Source organism: Novosphingobium aeonii (assembly GCF_052279045.1).
In the GTDB taxonomy this organism is placed as follows: domain Bacteria; phylum Pseudomonadota; class Alphaproteobacteria; order Sphingomonadales; family Sphingomonadaceae; genus Novosphingobium.
Genome location: NZ_CP176832.1, coordinates 2,644,541 through 2,659,120, shown reverse-complemented (window position 1 = coordinate 2,659,120; position 14,580 = coordinate 2,644,541). Strand labels below are relative to the sequence as shown.

At 63.5% G+C, this 14,580-nt stretch carries 13 protein-coding genes; 5 read left to right on the top strand and 8 right to left on the bottom strand.

Annotated features, from left to right (window positions below):
• Window positions 1-5: 5 nt before the first annotated feature.
• The 6 genes from ACLIMP_RS12845 to ACLIMP_RS12820 form a co-directional block, all read right to left on the bottom strand.
• On the bottom strand, window positions 6-2,831 hold the full coding sequence (locus ACLIMP_RS12845; RefSeq protein WP_443477892.1) for a TonB-dependent receptor domain-containing protein: 2,826 nt from the start codon (window positions 2,829-2,831) through the stop codon (window positions 6-8).
• A gap of 458 nt (window positions 2,832-3,289) precedes the next feature.
• On the bottom strand, window positions 3,290-4,720 hold the full coding sequence (locus ACLIMP_RS12840; RefSeq protein ID WP_324695886.1) for an AMP nucleosidase: 1,431 nt from the start codon (window positions 4,718-4,720) through the stop codon (window positions 3,290-3,292).
• 140 nt (window positions 4,721-4,860) lie between these two features.
• Window positions 4,861-5,454 (bottom strand): 50S ribosomal protein L9, encoded by a 594-nt coding sequence (rplI, locus tag ACLIMP_RS12835; RefSeq protein WP_054440794.1) that lies wholly within the window; start codon window positions 5,452-5,454, stop codon window positions 4,861-4,863.
• 14 nt (window positions 5,455-5,468) lie between these two features.
• Window positions 5,469-5,693 carry a 30S ribosomal protein S18 gene (gene rpsR, locus ACLIMP_RS12830; RefSeq protein WP_021232952.1) on the bottom strand — a complete coding sequence of 75 codons (225 nt, stop codon included), beginning with the start codon at window positions 5,691-5,693 and terminating at the stop codon, window positions 5,469-5,471.
• 5 nt (window positions 5,694-5,698) lie between these two features.
• Window positions 5,699-6,061 (bottom strand): 30S ribosomal protein S6, encoded by a 363-nt coding sequence (gene rpsF, locus ACLIMP_RS12825; protein WP_054440796.1) that lies wholly within the window; start codon window positions 6,059-6,061, stop codon window positions 5,699-5,701.
• A gap of 163 nt (window positions 6,062-6,224) precedes the next feature.
• Window positions 6,225-7,475 (bottom strand): polyhydroxyalkanoate depolymerase, encoded by a 1,251-nt coding sequence (locus ACLIMP_RS12820; RefSeq protein ID WP_324695882.1) that lies wholly within the window; start codon window positions 7,473-7,475, stop codon window positions 6,225-6,227.
• A 154-nt stretch (window positions 7,476-7,629) separates the two neighbouring features.
• Here ACLIMP_RS12820 and ACLIMP_RS12815 point away from each other — a divergent pair, with 154 nt between their 5' ends.
• Complete coding sequence (locus ACLIMP_RS12815; RefSeq protein ID WP_324695880.1) at window positions 7,630-8,292, top strand: glutathione S-transferase; 663 nt, start codon at window positions 7,630-7,632, stop codon at window positions 8,290-8,292.
• A 61-nt stretch (window positions 8,293-8,353) separates the two neighbouring features.
• Here the strand turns inward: ACLIMP_RS12815 and ACLIMP_RS12810 are convergent, their stop codons facing one another.
• Window positions 8,354-9,175, bottom strand: a complete 822-nt coding sequence (locus ACLIMP_RS12810) for a flagellin N-terminal helical domain-containing protein (protein ID WP_054440801.1) — start codon at window positions 9,173-9,175, stop codon at window positions 8,354-8,356.
• 238 nt (window positions 9,176-9,413) lie between these two features.
• Between ACLIMP_RS12810 and ACLIMP_RS12805 the strand changes: the two genes are divergently transcribed.
• Window positions 9,414-10,358, top strand: coding sequence for a DUF808 domain-containing protein (locus ACLIMP_RS12805; protein WP_324695878.1), 945 nt, complete (start codon window positions 9,414-9,416; stop codon window positions 10,356-10,358).
• Between the two features lie 40 nt (window positions 10,359-10,398).
• Here ACLIMP_RS12805 and ACLIMP_RS12800 read toward each other — a convergent pair whose 3' ends face one another.
• Window positions 10,399-11,820, bottom strand: a complete 1,422-nt coding sequence (locus ACLIMP_RS12800; protein ID WP_324695876.1) for a glutamate ligase domain-containing protein — start codon at window positions 11,818-11,820, stop codon at window positions 10,399-10,401.
• A gap of 53 nt (window positions 11,821-11,873) precedes the next feature.
• Here ACLIMP_RS12800 and ACLIMP_RS12795 point away from each other — a divergent pair, with 53 nt between their 5' ends.
• The 3 genes from ACLIMP_RS12795 (at window position 11,874) to fabG (ending at window position 14,579) form a co-directional block, all read left to right on the top strand.
• A complete protein-coding gene (locus ACLIMP_RS12795) occupies window positions 11,874-12,701 on the top strand; it encodes an LD-carboxypeptidase (RefSeq protein WP_324695874.1) in 828 nt (275 codons plus the stop codon).
• Between the two features lie 72 nt (window positions 12,702-12,773).
• Complete coding sequence (gene fabD / locus ACLIMP_RS12790) at window positions 12,774-13,709, top strand: ACP S-malonyltransferase (protein WP_324695871.1); 936 nt, start codon at window positions 12,774-12,776, stop codon at window positions 13,707-13,709.
• Window positions 13,710-13,814: 105 nt separating this feature from the next.
• Window positions 13,815-14,579: a 3-oxoacyl-[acyl-carrier-protein] reductase gene (gene fabG / locus ACLIMP_RS12785; RefSeq protein WP_185997091.1), complete on the top strand. Its 765-nt coding sequence runs from the start codon at window positions 13,815-13,817 to the stop codon at window positions 14,577-14,579.
• Window position 14,580: the final 1 nt, after the last annotated feature.

The window sequence follows — 14,580 nt, the reverse complement described above, 5'->3', positions numbered from 1 at the left end:
GAGCGTCAGAAGTTGACGGTCACACCGGTGAAGAAAGTCCGGCCGTAAACGTCGTAAGTCGTCGGATAGGTGTTCGATTGTTCCTGGTTGTCACCCAGGATCGGCGGCTTCTTGTTGAACATGTTGTTCATGCCGATGTTCCAGGTGAAGCGGTCCGCCACATCGATCTGCGCGGTGAGATCGAAGTAGTCATACGCCTTGATCTTCTCGACGGTGTATTCCGTCGAGTTGTCGTCATCCTTGACCGGCGAAAGGTGGCGCCACGCAAGCGACACGGTCGCGCCGTCGGTCGACCATGTTGCGCGGCTGTTGAGGCGCCACTTGGCATAGACGTTGTTGCAGAGCAGGCCGAACTTGCCGGCGCATTCGACCGACGCGCTGGACAGGTTGGCGGTGGGATTGAACGTCCAGTGCAGCAACCGGGTGCCGCTCACGCGCAGAGTCAGCTTGCTGCTGTCCTGGGCCCCGAAGGCAAGCGGGATGGCGTACTGGGCATCGAAGTCGATGCCGTCGGTCTTCACGCCGCCCGAATTGGTCAGATTGTCGATCGCGCCGGTGATCATGTAGGTATTGGAGTCACGCGGCAGCAGGGCGCAGGCACTGGTATCGATCGGCGTCCAGCCGTTCTCCTTGGTACCGTAGCACGACTTGATGATGTTCGACGTGCCAACGGCAGTGATGAAGTTGTCGATCTTGATGTGGTAATAATCGACGGTGAAGGAGAGGCCCGGAGCGAACCGGGGCTGGATCATCGTACCGACCGTCCAGGTATTCGCCGTTTCTTCGCGCAGCGCGGTATTGCCGCCGTTGTAGCTCTCGATCTGCGAATCCGCAGTGTAGTTGCCGATCTTCGATGCAGGGATGCCCGAGGCAAGGCAGCTTGCGTTGAGATTGGCGTTGGTGATCGCCTCGCTCGTGCCGGTCGCCGAATCCTTGGCGCAGGGGTCGGTTGCCGATTCGTAGTTCTGGGCATTGCCGCTGAACAGGTCGTTGACCGTCGGCGCGCGGACTGCGCGGGAGAACTGGCCGCGGAAGCTGATGTCCTTGACCGGCGACCAGACGAGGCCCGCCGAGAAAGTGCTGACCTGGGACACCGCATTCGAATAGTCCGAGAAGCGGTAGGCGCCGTTGAAGTCCAGGCGGTGGATGAACGGCTTGTCGGCAATCAGCGGGACGTCGATTTCGGCGAACAGCTCCTTGACGTTATAGCCGCCGGCGATCGGCTCGGACGAGTTGAAGCCGATCACATCGCCCGAGGCGAGTGCTTCGTCGGGTTCGAAGCTGCCGTGCTCGCTGCGATACTCGGCACCGAACGCAAGACCGGCCGGGCCTGCACCAAGATCGAACAGGTTGCTGTTGGTGATCGCGCCGCTGGCGACCTTCTCGGTGATGGTGGAGCGGTTGACCGTATCGATCGAGATGAAGTCCGCCGCTTCCTGGCTGATGTTGCCGGCACCGAAGATGTTCAGCGGAACGCAGCCGTTGCTGGTATCCGAGCAAACGAGGTTGCCGCTGGAATCGTAGGTGGTCTGCAGGGCCTGCTGGACCCGGCTTGCCGAGACGTTGCCGGACTGGCGCTCGACCTGCCTGGTGCGCGAGTAGCTGAAGTAGGCGTCGTAGTTCCAGTTGCCCGAAATCTGGCCGCGTGCGCCGATGAGGCCGCGATAGGCCTTGCTGTCCATGTTGGAGATGCGGTCGCCGACTTCGGTCAGGCGGCGGTTGATGGCGGTGGAGGTATAGCCGTCGCCGTCGGTGTCGTAGCTGGCGAGCAGGGCCTGCGAGCTGGATGACAGGAAGGACGAATCGGTGTCGATCGAGAAGGTGCCGGTCAGCGGCGTCGGCGCGAGCTGGTTCTTCACGCGGTTGTGGATGTACTGGCCCTCACCGTAGAGAGTCAGGTGATCGCTGACGTCGAAGTGCCACTGCGCCGAGAGCAATTCGCGCTTCTGGGGAACCTGAAGGTAGTTCTCCGATGCGTAGTTGTAGGCGTCGGCCGGGCTTTCGTAGAGCGAATAGCTGCCGTCCTGCGCGAACTTGTAGCCGGTTCCGTCCAGCGTGACCTTGCCGTCCGGTGTCGTTCCCGAACCGCCGGCGACCAGCCCGCTGGTGCCGTCGGTCTGCGCGACCGAGGTGTAGCTGCGGCCCGACTGGAGGATCGACTTGCGACGCATGTAGTCGCCGTAGATCGTGATGTTGCCGCGCCCGTCGGCGAAATTCTTGCCGACCAGAAGGCCGCCATTGTACTGCGCACCGTCGCCTTCGCCGGTCAGGCGGTAGTTGGCATTGGCCTGGACCCCGTCGAAGTCCTGCTTGGTCACGAAGTTGACGACACCGGTCACTGCGTCCGACCCGTAGACTGCCGACTTGCCGCCCGTCACCACGTCCACACGCTCGATCAGCGCGGTCGGGATCGTGTTGAGGTCGACGATCTGGTTGGTGTCATACGAGACATAGCGGTGGCCGTTCACCAGGACCAGGGTGCGCGCGGCGCCCAGGCCGCGCAGGTCGGCCGTGGCGACGCCCCCGCCGGGATTGTTGGAGGCAGCGGTCGAGCCCGGCAGGATCTGCGGCAGGTCCTTGAGGATATTCTCGACGTTGACCTGCCCGGTCAGCGCGATTTCCTTTGCCGACACGGCCATGATCGGCGCGGCCTGCTCAAGGTTCGGATTGGACAGGCGCGAGCCGGTCACGACGATGGCGCCGCCTTCCGGTTCGGCATCGGCCGCGTTGGCGGAGGCATTTGCCGGGGTGCTGTCCTGGGCATGTGCCATGGCAGGCAGGCCCATCAGCAGGGTGGACGCCAGCAGAAGGCGCTTCATCTCGGATGTCATTCGGTACTCCCTTTGCGGGTTTCGGCGCGTCATTCGGCGCAGGCCGAAACCAGATGAGGGGGTTTGCTCCCGAGATTAACGATCTGTCATCAGTAAATAGTATTCGATCTTTATTGAAGTTCCCACAGTTGTAGATGGGCAACTATTATTTCATCGGATGATTTATAAAAGTAATTTAAAGGTAATTTTTTGAAATATTCATGTAACATGAAATTACTTCATCTTGTCTTGCGGATATGCCGATTTGTTGTGCAAAAATCCATCACAAACTTATAAGATTGCTATCTGGCTGCCGGCGCTGACATTTCCGTGCCGGGTTGCGGGGAATGGAAGGGTTCTGGGCGCCATCGCGCATCGGGCGCGCGCCGTGTGTTTTTGCCGGAATCGAAAAAGGGCGTCGCTCTGGTGGAGCGACGCCCTTTCCCGTCATGCCGTTAGCGCCGCCGCGCGGCGGGTTCTTACCGGAAAGGCGGTTCGTTGAACGCGCGCAGCTTGCGGGAATGCAGCTTCTCGCCCTCGGCGCGGAGCAGGTCGCAGGCGTGGAGGCCGATCTTGAGGTGGCTGGCGATGGCTTCTTCGTAGAAGCGGTTGGCCTGGCCCGGCAGCTTGAGTTCGCCGTGGATCGGCTTGTCCGAGACGCACAGCAGGGTGCCGTAGGGCACGCGGAACCGGTAGCCCTGGGCGCTGATCGTGGCGCTTTCCATGTCGATGCCGATGGCGCGGCTGAGGCTGAAACGATGCGCGGATTCGGTATAGCGCAGTTCCCAGTTCCGGTCGTCGGTGGTGACGACGGTGCCGGTGCGCATCCGCTTCTTCAGGTTGGCGCCGCCTTCGCCGCTGACCGCTTCGGCCGCCGAGGCAAGCGCCTGCTGCACTTCGGCGATGGCAGGCAGCGGGATCTCGGGCGGCAGGACCGGATCGAGCACATGATCATCGCGCAGATAGGCATGGGCGAGCACATAGTCGCCGATGCGCTGGCCTTCGCGAAGCCCGCCGCAGTGGCCGATCATCAGCCACACTTCGGGGCGGATGACCGCGAGGTGATCGGTGATCGTCTTGGCGTTCGAGGGGCCGACGCCGATGTTGACGAGCGTGATGCCCGACTTGTCGGGCCGGATCAGGTGGTAGGCGGGCATCTGGTGACGCCGCCATGCCGTGTCGGACAGGCGTTCGCGGGCATTCTCTACCGGGCTGTCGAGATAGAGGCCGCCGGCGCCCGAAAGCGCCGTGTAGTCGTCCGTGCCGATCTGCTTGCCGGCCCAGTCCACGAACTCGTCCACGTAGCGGTGGTAGTTGGTGAAGAGGATGTAGCGCTGGCAGTGCTCAGGGCTGGTCCCGGTGTAGTGTGCCAGGCGAGCGAGGCTGAAGTCGGTGCGCAAACCGTCGAACAGGGCCAGAGGCAGCGGTTCGCCGGATTCCTGGCGGAACACGCCATCGGCGATCTCGTCCCCGATCATCGCGAGTTCGGTCGTCGGGAAGTGCGCGGCCAGTTCCTGCGGCGTGACGCTGCCCATGCCAACGCCGTCAAGGACGTAGGGGAAGGGGATTTCCTGCGTCGACGGGCCGACAACGATCTCCACCTCGTAATCTTCGTGAAGCAGCGCGAGCTGTTCCTCGAGATAGTCCGCGAAGAGGCGCGGCTTGGTGATCGTGGTCGTGTAGACGCCGGCTTCGTTCAGGCGGCCGAACGAACGGCTGTAGAACGTGCCGCGCTCCGTGCCTGCGTAAGTGATGCGCAGTTCGGGGTAGGACCATGCGCGCATTTCGCGGCGTTCGGGCGGCGGAGGCGTGCCGTTCTCTACAAAGGCGGAAATGTCGGCCCGGAGAGTGCTGACGGCGGTTTCATAAACGCGGACGAGTTCCGCGAGAGTGCTCTTGATCGTTTCCATCGCCCGTAATTACTGAATTTATGTTGCAGGGCAATAGCAGCTTAAATTTCGAACGGGGCGCGGGGAAAAAGAGAAAGGCCCCCGCTCCGCATGGAGCGAGGGCCTTGATTCCCTTAGGCAGTTGCCGGGAAAGAAGAAGCTCAGGCTTCTTCTTCGCCTTCGACAGCTTCCTCGACCGCGATTTCGCCGGGTTCGGCGTTCGGGTCGTAGGCTTCGGTGAAGCCGGAGACGTCCTGTTCGAACATCGCGGCCATCACGTCCACGCCCTGCGACTGCAGGTCGGCTTCGTCGGGCGAACGAGCGACGTTCACCTTGACGTTGACCGAGACTTCGGGGTGCAGGCTGACGCGAACGTCGAACACGCCGATGGTCTTGATCGGGCGCTCGAGCACGATCATCTGCTTGGCAACGCCAGCGCCCTGCTCGTTGAGGGCATCGACGATGTCACGGACGGAAACCGAACCGTAGAGCTGGCCGGAGTTCGACGAAGCGCGGATCAGGACGACCTGCTTGCCTTCGACTTCGCTCGACTGGGCTTCTGCACCGGCGCGACGCTCGGCGTTTTCAGCCTCGATCTTCGCGCGGTTGGCCTCGAAGACCTTCTTGTTGCGTTCGTTGGCGCGCAGGGCCTTCTTGTTGGGAAGAAGGTAGTTGCGGGCGTAACCGTCCTTGACGGAAACGACATCGCCGATGGCGCCGAGCTTTTCGACGCGTTCGAGGAGGATGATGTCCATGGGCCTAGCCTCCCTTACTTGACGATGTAGGGCAGGAGGCCGATGTGCCGGGCGCGCTTGATCGCCTGGCTCAGCTCACGCTGCTTCTTTGCGGAAACCGCGGTGATGCGGCTCGGAACGATCTTGCCACGCTCGGACATGAAGCCCTGAAGCAGACGTACGTCCTTGTAGTCGATGGCCGGAGCGTTCTTGCCCGAGAACGGGCAGGACTTGCGGCGGCGGAAGAATGCACGTGCCATGGAAATCAGTTCCCTTCACGTTCACGACGGCGAGTACGCTCGCGGTCGCTCTTGCGCATCATGACCGACGGACCAGCTTCGTGTTCGTCGACGCGGATGGTCAGGTAACGGATCACGTCTTCGTTGATCTGCGTCTGACGCTCGAGCTCGGCGATGGTGTCGCCGGGAGCTTCGATGTTGAGCATCACGAAGTGCGCCTTGCGGTTGCGCTTGATCTTGTACGCGAGATTCTTGAGGCCCCAGGTTTCGGTCTTGGTGACCTTGCCCTGGTTTGCTTCGACGATCTCGGTGGCGGTGGCGGCAAGTGCATCGACTTGCGCCTGGCTGAGGTCCTGGCGTGCCAGGAACACGTGCTCATACTGAGCCACGGCAGCTTCCTTTTCTCTGTCTAACCGATCGCTGGCTTGTCCGCGGGATTGCGGGGCCCCTCCGGCTTTCTTTCCTTCCGTCCTGCATCACGGCATGAAACGGAAGGCGCGCCCTTAGCCTATCCGGGACGGAACGCAAGCAAAACCGTGTCCGCCGCGCGGATCAGCTCACGGCGAGGACCAGGTTGCGGACTTGCGGGTAGACCTGCGTTTCCCAGCGCGAGCCCGCGAACAGGCCGTAGTGACCCACTCCTGTCTGCAAGTGGTGGCGTTTAAGGTGAGGGCGAAGGCTGGAGCAGAGGAAATGGGCGGCGGCCGTCTGGCCCACGGCGCAAATGTCGTCGCGCTCGCCTTCGACGGTGAGGAGCGCGGTTTTGCGGATGGCGCCGCAATCGACCTTGCGGCCGCGATGTTCCAGTTCTCCCCGGGCGAGCAGGGCGCGCTGGAAGACCTTGTCGATGGTTTCCAGATAGAAGTCGGCGGTAAGATCGAGCACGGCGAGGTACTCGTCGTAGAAAGTCTCGATCTTTTCGGCGTCCGTCGGGCGTTCGTCGGCAAGCGCCTGGTAGAGCTTGCGGAACTGGCTGAAATGGCGGCCCATGTTCATCGACATGAAGGCGGAGAGCTGGACGAAACCGGGGTAGACCTTCCGTCCGGCGCCGGGATGGCGCAGCGGCACGGTGTGGATCATGTTGTCCTCGAACCACATGAACGGGTGCTCCGTCGCCAGTTCATTGACCGATGTCGGGCTTTCGCGGGTGTCGATCGGGCCGCCCATCAGGGTCATCGAACGGGGCTGCGCGGGGTCGTCGTCCTGCGCCATCAGCGCTACCGCCGCCAGAACCGGGACGCAGGGCTGGCATACTGCGAGCACGTGCGCACCGCGGCGGCCTTGCGAACCTTGGTCGGCGGGATCGGCCAGTTCCTGAAGGAAGTGGATCACATAGTCCACGAAATCGTCGAAGCCGAAATCGCCCTCGCTCAGCGGGACGTCGCGCGCGTTCTTCCAGTCGGTGATGTAGACGTCGTGATCGCTCAGTAAGGTATGCACGGTGTCGCGCAGGAGCGTGGCGTAGTGGCCTGAAAGCGGGGCCACCACCAGCATCCTGGGTTGCGGCGTTGCAACATCGTCCTTCGCGAAGTGCAGCAGGTTGCAGAACGGCAGGTCCAGCGCCACTTCCTCGCGTACCGTGACGTCGCGGTTGCCGGAGAGAACGCTGTCGATACCGTAGGCGGGGCGCTGGTGCGTTATGGTTGCCTTGTCGAACACTTCGGCCAGCGCAAAGAACCGCCTGAACCAAGGCATATCCTGCGCTCCGCCAAGATAGCGGTCGCGGAATCCGGTGGCGGCCTGCGCGGCCATTCGGGCCGGTGCCAGCATGTCGGAGCAGGTCTGGTACGCCTGGTAAAGCATTCGTACTGGTCCCCTGTGACAAATGCGTTTCGAGGGATCGAGAGGCTGATAAGCAGGTGGGCGATTCGGCGGCGGAGATGCAATCCGCACTGGATTCATGCTGCGCTGCATCATAAGCTGATGCAAGCAAAAGCACGCTGCAAGGACATGACTCATGAGCGACTCGGCACCGGCGCAGCTGACGATTTCCAGCAAGACATATTCCGCATGGTCGCTGAGGGGCTGGCTGCTGTGCCGGCTTGCAGGTCTGGATATCGAAGAGAAGCAGGTGCTCAACGATGCGGCGAACCGTGCCGAACTGTTACTGCTGTCGCCCTCGGTGCTGGTGCCCCGGCTAAGCCATGATGGCGCGAGCGTGTGGGATACCCTGGCAATCGCCGAATATCTCAACGAGAAGTTCCCCGACGCGGGCCTCCTTCCCGAAGACGCCATTGCGCGGGCACATTGTCGGTCGATTTCCGGCGAGATCCATTCCGGCTTCACCAACCTGCGGTCGGCATTGCCCATGAATCTCAAGGTCCGGCACGAGAGTTTCCCGATCTTCTCCGGTGCCCGGCCCGATATCGAACGGATCGAGACGATCTGGCAAGATTGCCTCGATACCTATCGGGGGCCTTTCCTGTTCGGAAAGAAGCCGACGATCGCCGATGCCATGTATGCGCCGGTGACACGGCGCTTCATCACTTATGCAGTGCCGATGTCGGGCCAGCTCCGCGCCTATTGCGAGACGATCGAGAAGTGGTCGCCGATGGCGGAGTGGATCGCTGCGGCACATGCCGAACCCGAGGATATCGAGGAACTCGACGTCGAGTTCTGACGAAAGACGGCGGACCTTCCGGCCCGCCGTCTGTTTGCGACCCTGTCGGGCTATCGGATCGTCAGCGCAGCAGGCTCATGACGTTCTGCTGGGCCTGGTTGGCCTGGGCGATCATCGCGGTGGATGCCTGGCTGAGGATCTGCGCCTTGGCCATTTGCGTGGTTTCCAGCGAGTAGTCTGCATCCTCGATCCGCGAGCGGGCGTCCGACAGGTTGGTGACATTGTTGGTCAGGTTGTTGATCGCGGATTCGAGGCGGTTCTGCCCGGCGCCGAGCGAGGCGCGGGTCTGGTTCACGTCTTCCAGGGCGTCGTCGATGAAGTCGAGCGTGTCCGAGGCTGCGGTGCTGGTCGATACGTCGAGCGCCGAGGCGTCGAGATTGCTGCCGTCGATCATGGTGGAGGTCAGCGTAACCGTCTCGCCCGAATTGGCGCCGGTCTGGATGTCGAAGGTGACGTCGCTGCCGGTAGTGGCGAAGAGGGTGTTGCCGTTGAAGGTGGTCTGCGTGAGGATATCGTCGATCTGATCGGTCAGCGCGGTGACTTCCTGCTGCATCGCGTTGCGGTCGCTGTCCTGATAGGTGCCCGAGGCGGACTGGATGGCCAGTTCGCGAACCCGCTGGAGCATGTTCGACACTTCCGAAAGCGCGCCGTCGGCGGTCTGGGCAAGCGAGATGCCGTCATTGGCGTTGCGGATGCCCTGGCTCATACCGCGGACTTGCGCCGTCATCGAGGTCGAGATGGCGAGACCGGCGGCGTCGTCCTTGGCGGAGTTGATGCGCTTGCCGGTGGAGAGGCGCTCCATGGCGGTGCCAAGGGTCTTGTTGGCGGCGATGGAGGCGTTCGAAGCGCGCAGGGCGCTGATGTTGGTATTGATGACGGACATGGTGTTTCCCCAGATTTTCAAGAGATTGTCAGGAGTTTGGAAGTGATCTTCCGGACAAGGCTGAGAACGGTTGGGGGGAGGGGAGCATTAAGGGGCCGGATGTGAAAAGGCCGGGGCATGTGTGGCCATGCTCATGATAAGCCCTTTCATGGGCACGACTTTGTCCGCTTTCGCTTGATCGCGGATAGTTTCGCCCGCATGGCTGCGGGCATCATTCAAACAGGGGATTTCCTTCCAGATGGCTTCCGGCCTCGTAGCTCTTCTAGATGACGTCGCGGTAATCGCCCGCGCCGCCGCAGCTTCGCTCGACGATGTGGGGCTGGGCGTCGCCAAGGCCGGCAGCAAGGCGGCAGGCGTTGTGATTGACGACGCAGCGGTTACGCCGGGCTATGTCACGGACTTCACGCCCGAGCGCGAACTGCCGATCATCTGGAAGATCACCAAGGGCAGCTTGCGGAACAAGCTGTTCATCCTGCTGCCGATCGCGCTGCTGCTGAGCGCATTCCTGCCCTGGCTCATCACCCCGATCCTGATGCTGGGCGGTGCGTATCTCGCGTTCGAAGGCGCCGAGAAAGTTATCGAGAAGTTCGGCGGCGCGCATCACGGTGAGACGTTGGAAGAGCCGGTTGCCGACGCGGCGAGCTTCGAGCAGGCGCGCGTGTCCGGTGCGATCCGCACGGACCTGATCCTCTCGGCGGAGATCATGGCCATCGCCCTTGCGGAAGTGGCGGACAGTTCGCTGCTGGCGCGGGCCGTGGCGCTGGCGCTGGTCGGCATTCTCATCACGGCGGGTGTCTACGGCGCTGTCGCGCTGATCGTGAAAATGGACGACATCGGCCTGCACCTCGCCAGGAAGCAGGGCAAAGGCACGCAGGCTTTCGGACGCATGCTCGTTACCGGCATGCCCAAGGTGCTGACGGTCCTTGCGTCTGTGGGTACGCTGGCGATGCTGTGGGTCGGCGGCGGGATCATCCTGCACGGGCTGGAAGAACTGGGCGTTCCCGGTCCCGCCCATCTTGCCCATGGTGTCGAGCATTGGCTGGCCGTGCTGGGCGGGCCGCTCGGCGGCGTGCTGGGCTGGCTCGGTTATGCCCTGGCTTCGGCCGTGGTCGGGCTGGTGCTGGGCGCGGTGATCGCGATCGTGGTGCATCTGATCGCAAAGGCGCGCGGCACGGCGCACTGATTGGGTCATACATCGCCCCGGACAGAGCCGGGGCGGTGTTTCACAGTCTTGCGAGCAGGTCTTTCGCGAAGACTGTCAGAGTATCGTCGCGCGCGCCCATCACGACCACACGGTCGCCCGGCTTGGCGATCTCGACGATGCGGCTGGCGCAGTTCTCGCGAGAGGGCACGTATTCGGCCCCTGGTCCATTTGCTCCGCCATCGGCCTCGATCAGGCGCACGATGCGCTCGCTGCCCTCGGAGCGGTCCACGGTGCCGCCGAAATAGACCGGATCGCACAGGATCGTCATATCGTTTGGCCCCAGCCTGGTGGCCAGCACATGCGCCAGTTCATGGCCCATCTGCTTGAGCGGGCCGTAGCCGTGCGGCTGGAAGAAGGCGATAACGCGGCCCGGATGCGCCTTGAGCGTTGCCAGCGTGGCCGAGACCTTGTCCGGGTTATGGCCGAAATCGTCGATCACCGTCACGCCCGATGGCGAAGTGCCGACGATATCGAACCGGCGGGCAAGCCCTGCAAAACTGCCCAGCGCCTCTACCCCCTCGGCCACCGAAACACCGGCGGCATTGGCCGCGGCGATGGCGGCGAGCGCGTTGTAGAGGTTGTGGCGACCCGGCACCTTCAATGCCAGCGCGTGCGAAGTCCCGTCGCGGCGATCCAGCACCACGGCAGTCAGTGACGTCGGCCCTTCGACTACATCGACGGCGCCGATCTGCGCGTCCGGCGATGAAATGCCGAACGTCACCAGCGCCTTGGCGTGGGGGGCGAGGGCGGCGGTTTCCGCATCGTCGAGATTGATCGCGGATACATCCGCACGGCCAAGGAAGTCGCCGAAAAGCTGGCGCAGTTCCTCAAGGCTCTTGTGGTCGAGGCTGACGTTGCCCAGCACCGCCACTTTCGGGCGATAGAGCGCGATGGAGCCGTCGCTCTCGTCCACTTCCGAAACGAAGACTTCGCCCTGACCAACCCGGGCACTGGCGAAAGGTGCATCGGGCGAGGCGAAGTTCTTCATCACCGCGCCGTTCATGATCGTGGGATCGCAGCCCGCATGGGTCATGATCCAGCCTGTCATGCCGGTGACGGTCGACTTGCCCGAGGTGCCGCCGATGGCGATCCCGAAGGGTGCGGCATTGAACAGGGTGGCGAGAAGCTGCGCGCGGCTCATGCGCGGGCAGCCGAACTCTTGCGCGCGCACCACTTCCGGCACCGTGTCTTCCACTGCCGCCGAGGCGACCAGCGTTTGTTCCGCGCCGGTAATGCCGCTGCCGTCCTGCGGGTGCAGTTCGAAGCCAAGGCTTTCCAGCCATGCGAACTTTTCAGGCGTGCGGCCCTGATCTCGGCTGCGGTCCGATCCCGCGACCTGCGCGCCGTGTCCCCGAAGGATCAGCGCGAGCGGCAACATGCCAGATCCGCCGATGCCGCAGAAGAACCAGGGATGAGAGGTGAGATCGTGATCGGAAGTCATGACGCTTCGGTATGCGGCCTTGTTCGTCCTGACAACCTCGATAGGAAGGAGCCATGACCCGTATCGCAGTTTGTGCACCGTCCACCCCGATCACCCGCGAGGATGCGGAAGCCGTCGTCGCTCTCGCGGCTGAGGAGTTCCCCGATGCGGAGCTTGTGATCCACGATCAGTGCTTCGAAGTGGATGGCCATTTCGCCGGCAGCGACGCGCGGCGGATCGAGGCTCTGGTGGAATGCGCCAACGATCCCTCGGTGGACGCGGTGTGGTTCGCGCGCGGCGGCTATGGCGCCTGCCGCGTGGCCGAAGCCGCTCTCGCCCGGTTCTCGCACGAGGCGCAGGACAAGACGTTCCTCGGTTATTCCGATGCAGGCTATCTGCTGGGCGGGCTCTATCGCGCGCGGATCGGTAAGCCGGTCCATGGGCCGATGCTGGCCGATATCCGGCGCGCGGGCGGTGCGGATGCGGTTCGGCGCGCGCTGGCCTTTCTTTCGGGCGATGCCTCGGGCTTGGAGCCGAGCGGGGATGGCCACCCGCGAGTCGCCTTCAACCTCATGACTCTCGCGATGCTGTGCGGCACGCGGCTGATGCCGGGGCTGGCCAAGCATGTCGTGCTGGTGGAGGAGGTCTCGGAGTATCTCTATGCGGTGGACCGGCTGTTCTTCCACCTGACCGCGCATCTCGGCGGTATCGCCGGCCTGCGGCTCGGCCGGGTCAGCGACGTGCCCGAAAATGATCGGCCTTTCGGCATCGAGGCTGAGGAAATCGCCCGCCATTGGTGCGAGCATCATTCGATCCCCTTCCTCGGCAGCGCGGACATCGGGCATGACGCGGCCAACAGGATCGTGCCGTTCGGACTTGCGGGGAACGCGGAAGGGCAATAACCCGCCGCGCCACATTCGATTCGTAAAAACGGCACACGGCCTCAGCGCCTGCCAGACAAAGGAAGCCGCCAGATGCGTGCATTCGTTTTCCCCGGACAGGGCAGCCAGAAGGTCGGCATGGGCGCCGAACTCGCCGAAGCCAGCGCCGTCGCGCGCGAAGTTTTCCAGGAAGTGGACGAGGCGCTCGGCCAGAACCTCTTCCGCGTGATGACGCAGGGCCCCGAAGAGGAACTGACCCTTACCGAGAACGCCCAGCCGGCGATCATGGCCAATGCCATCGCCGTCCTGCGCGTGCTGGAAAAGGAGGGCGGCATCACGCTCGCCGACAAGGCGGACTTCGTCGCCGGGCACTCGCTGGGCGAATATACCGCGCTCTGCGCCGCCGGTGCTTTCAGCCTTGCCGACACCGCGCGTCTGCTGAAGCTGCGCGGTCAGTCGATGCAGGCTGCCGTTCCGGTGGGCCTTGGCGCCATGGCCGCGCTGCTCGGCGCCGATATCGAGAAGGCCACGGAACTCGCCGCTGCCGCTGCCGAGGGCCAGGTCTGCACGGTGGCCAATGACAACGATCCCACGCAAGTCGTGATTTCGGGGCACCGCGAAGCCATCGAGCGCGCCGTTGCGCTGGTGAAGGACTTCGGGATCAAGCGCGGCGTGCTGCTGCCGGTCTCGGCGCCGTTCCACTGCCCGCTGATGCAGCCCGCTGCCGACGCCATGGCGGAGGCACTGGCCAAGACCCCTCCGGTCAGCCTGCACGTGCCGTTGTTCGCCAATGTCACCGCCTCGGTCGTCACCGATCCCGCAGAAATCCAGCGCCTGCTGGTCGAGCAGGTCACCGGCCGTGTCCGCTGGCGCGAAAGCGCGATCGCCATGCGGGAGGCGGGCGTCGAGACGTTCGTCGAACTCGGCGGCAAGGTGCTCGGCCCGATGATCAAGCGTTCGGCCGGCGAGGTGGAGGTGATCTCCGCCGTGACCATGGCCGAGATCGAGGAACTGGCGAAAGGCCTCTGATTGGCGCGCCGGGCTTGACCCCGGCGCCTTGAAGGTTTGAAGAATGGCCCCGTTCAGCGGGCCGTCGCCTGCCGATCAGGCAGGCGATTCACGGAGATTTGAAAGATGTTCAACCTCAACGGAATGACCGCCCTCGTCACCGGCGCCTCGGGCGGCATCGGTTCCGCCGTCGCCCGCGCGCTGGCCGCGCAGGGTGCGCGCCTTGCCATCTCGGGCTCGAACGCCGACAAGCTGCGCGCCTTCCGCGACGAGCTGGACGAGCACACCCCGCAGCACCTGCAGGATGTCGATCACGTCGCCATCGCCTGCAACCTCGGCGATGCCGAGCAGGTCGAGAAGCTGGTTCCCGCCGCGCTCGAATCGCTGGGCAAGATCGATATCCTGATCAACAACGCCGGCATCACCCGTGACAACCTCGCCATGCGCATGAAGGACGAGGAGTGGGATCAGGTCATCCGCATCAACCTCGAATCGACCTTCCGCCTGATGCGCGCCGTGACCAAGCCGATGATGAAGGCGCGCTTCGGCCGTATCATCAACGTTACCTCGGTCGTCGGCACCACCGGCAATCCCGGCCAGATGAACTACTGCGCGGCCAAGGGCGGAATCACCGCCATGTCGAAGAGCCTCGCGCAGGAACTCGCCAGCCGTAACGTCACCGTGAACTGCATCGCGCCGGGCTTCATCCGCACCGCGATGACCGAAGTGCTGCCCGATGCCCAGAAGGACGCGCTCAACGGCCGGATCCCGATGGGCCGCATGGGCGAGGGCGAGGATATCGCCTCGGCCGCCGTATTCCTGGCCTCGAAGGAAGCAGGCTACGTCACCGGCCAGACGATCCACGTCAACGGCGGCATGGTAATGGTCTGAC

Excerpts from the sequence above, each read along its gene's own strand:
- ACLIMP_RS12845 (WP_443477892.1), bottom strand. The coding sequence starts at position 2,831 with ATGACATCCGAGATGAAGCGCCTTCTGCTGGCGTCCACCCTGCTGATG.
- ACLIMP_RS12840 (WP_324695886.1), bottom strand. The coding sequence starts at position 4,720 with ATGGAAACGATCAAGAGCACTCTCGCGGAACTCGTCCGCGTTTATGAA.
- rplI (WP_054440794.1), bottom strand. The coding sequence starts at position 5,454 with ATGGACATCATCCTCCTCGAACGCGTCGAAAAGCTCGGCGCCATCGGC.
- rpsR (WP_021232952.1), bottom strand. The coding sequence starts at position 5,693 with ATGGCACGTGCATTCTTCCGCCGCCGCAAGTCCTGCCCGTTCTCGGGC.
- ACLIMP_RS12820 (WP_324695882.1), bottom strand. The coding sequence starts at position 7,475 with ATGCTTTACCAGGCGTACCAGACCTGCTCCGACATGCTGGCACCGGCC.
- ACLIMP_RS12815 (WP_324695880.1), top strand. The coding sequence starts at position 7,630 with ATGAGCGACTCGGCACCGGCGCAGCTGACGATTTCCAGCAAGACATAT.
- ACLIMP_RS12810 (WP_054440801.1), bottom strand. The coding sequence starts at position 9,175 with ATGTCCGTCATCAATACCAACATCAGCGCCCTGCGCGCTTCGAACGCC.
- ACLIMP_RS12805 (WP_324695878.1), top strand. The coding sequence starts at position 9,414 with ATGGCTTCCGGCCTCGTAGCTCTTCTAGATGACGTCGCGGTAATCGCC.
- ACLIMP_RS12800 (WP_324695876.1), bottom strand. The coding sequence starts at position 11,820 with ATGACTTCCGATCACGATCTCACCTCTCATCCCTGGTTCTTCTGCGGC.
- ACLIMP_RS12795 (WP_324695874.1), top strand. The coding sequence starts at position 11,874 with ATGACCCGTATCGCAGTTTGTGCACCGTCCACCCCGATCACCCGCGAG.
- fabD (WP_324695871.1), top strand. The coding sequence starts at position 12,774 with ATGCGTGCATTCGTTTTCCCCGGACAGGGCAGCCAGAAGGTCGGCATG.
- fabG (WP_185997091.1), top strand. The coding sequence starts at position 13,815 with ATGTTCAACCTCAACGGAATGACCGCCCTCGTCACCGGCGCCTCGGGC.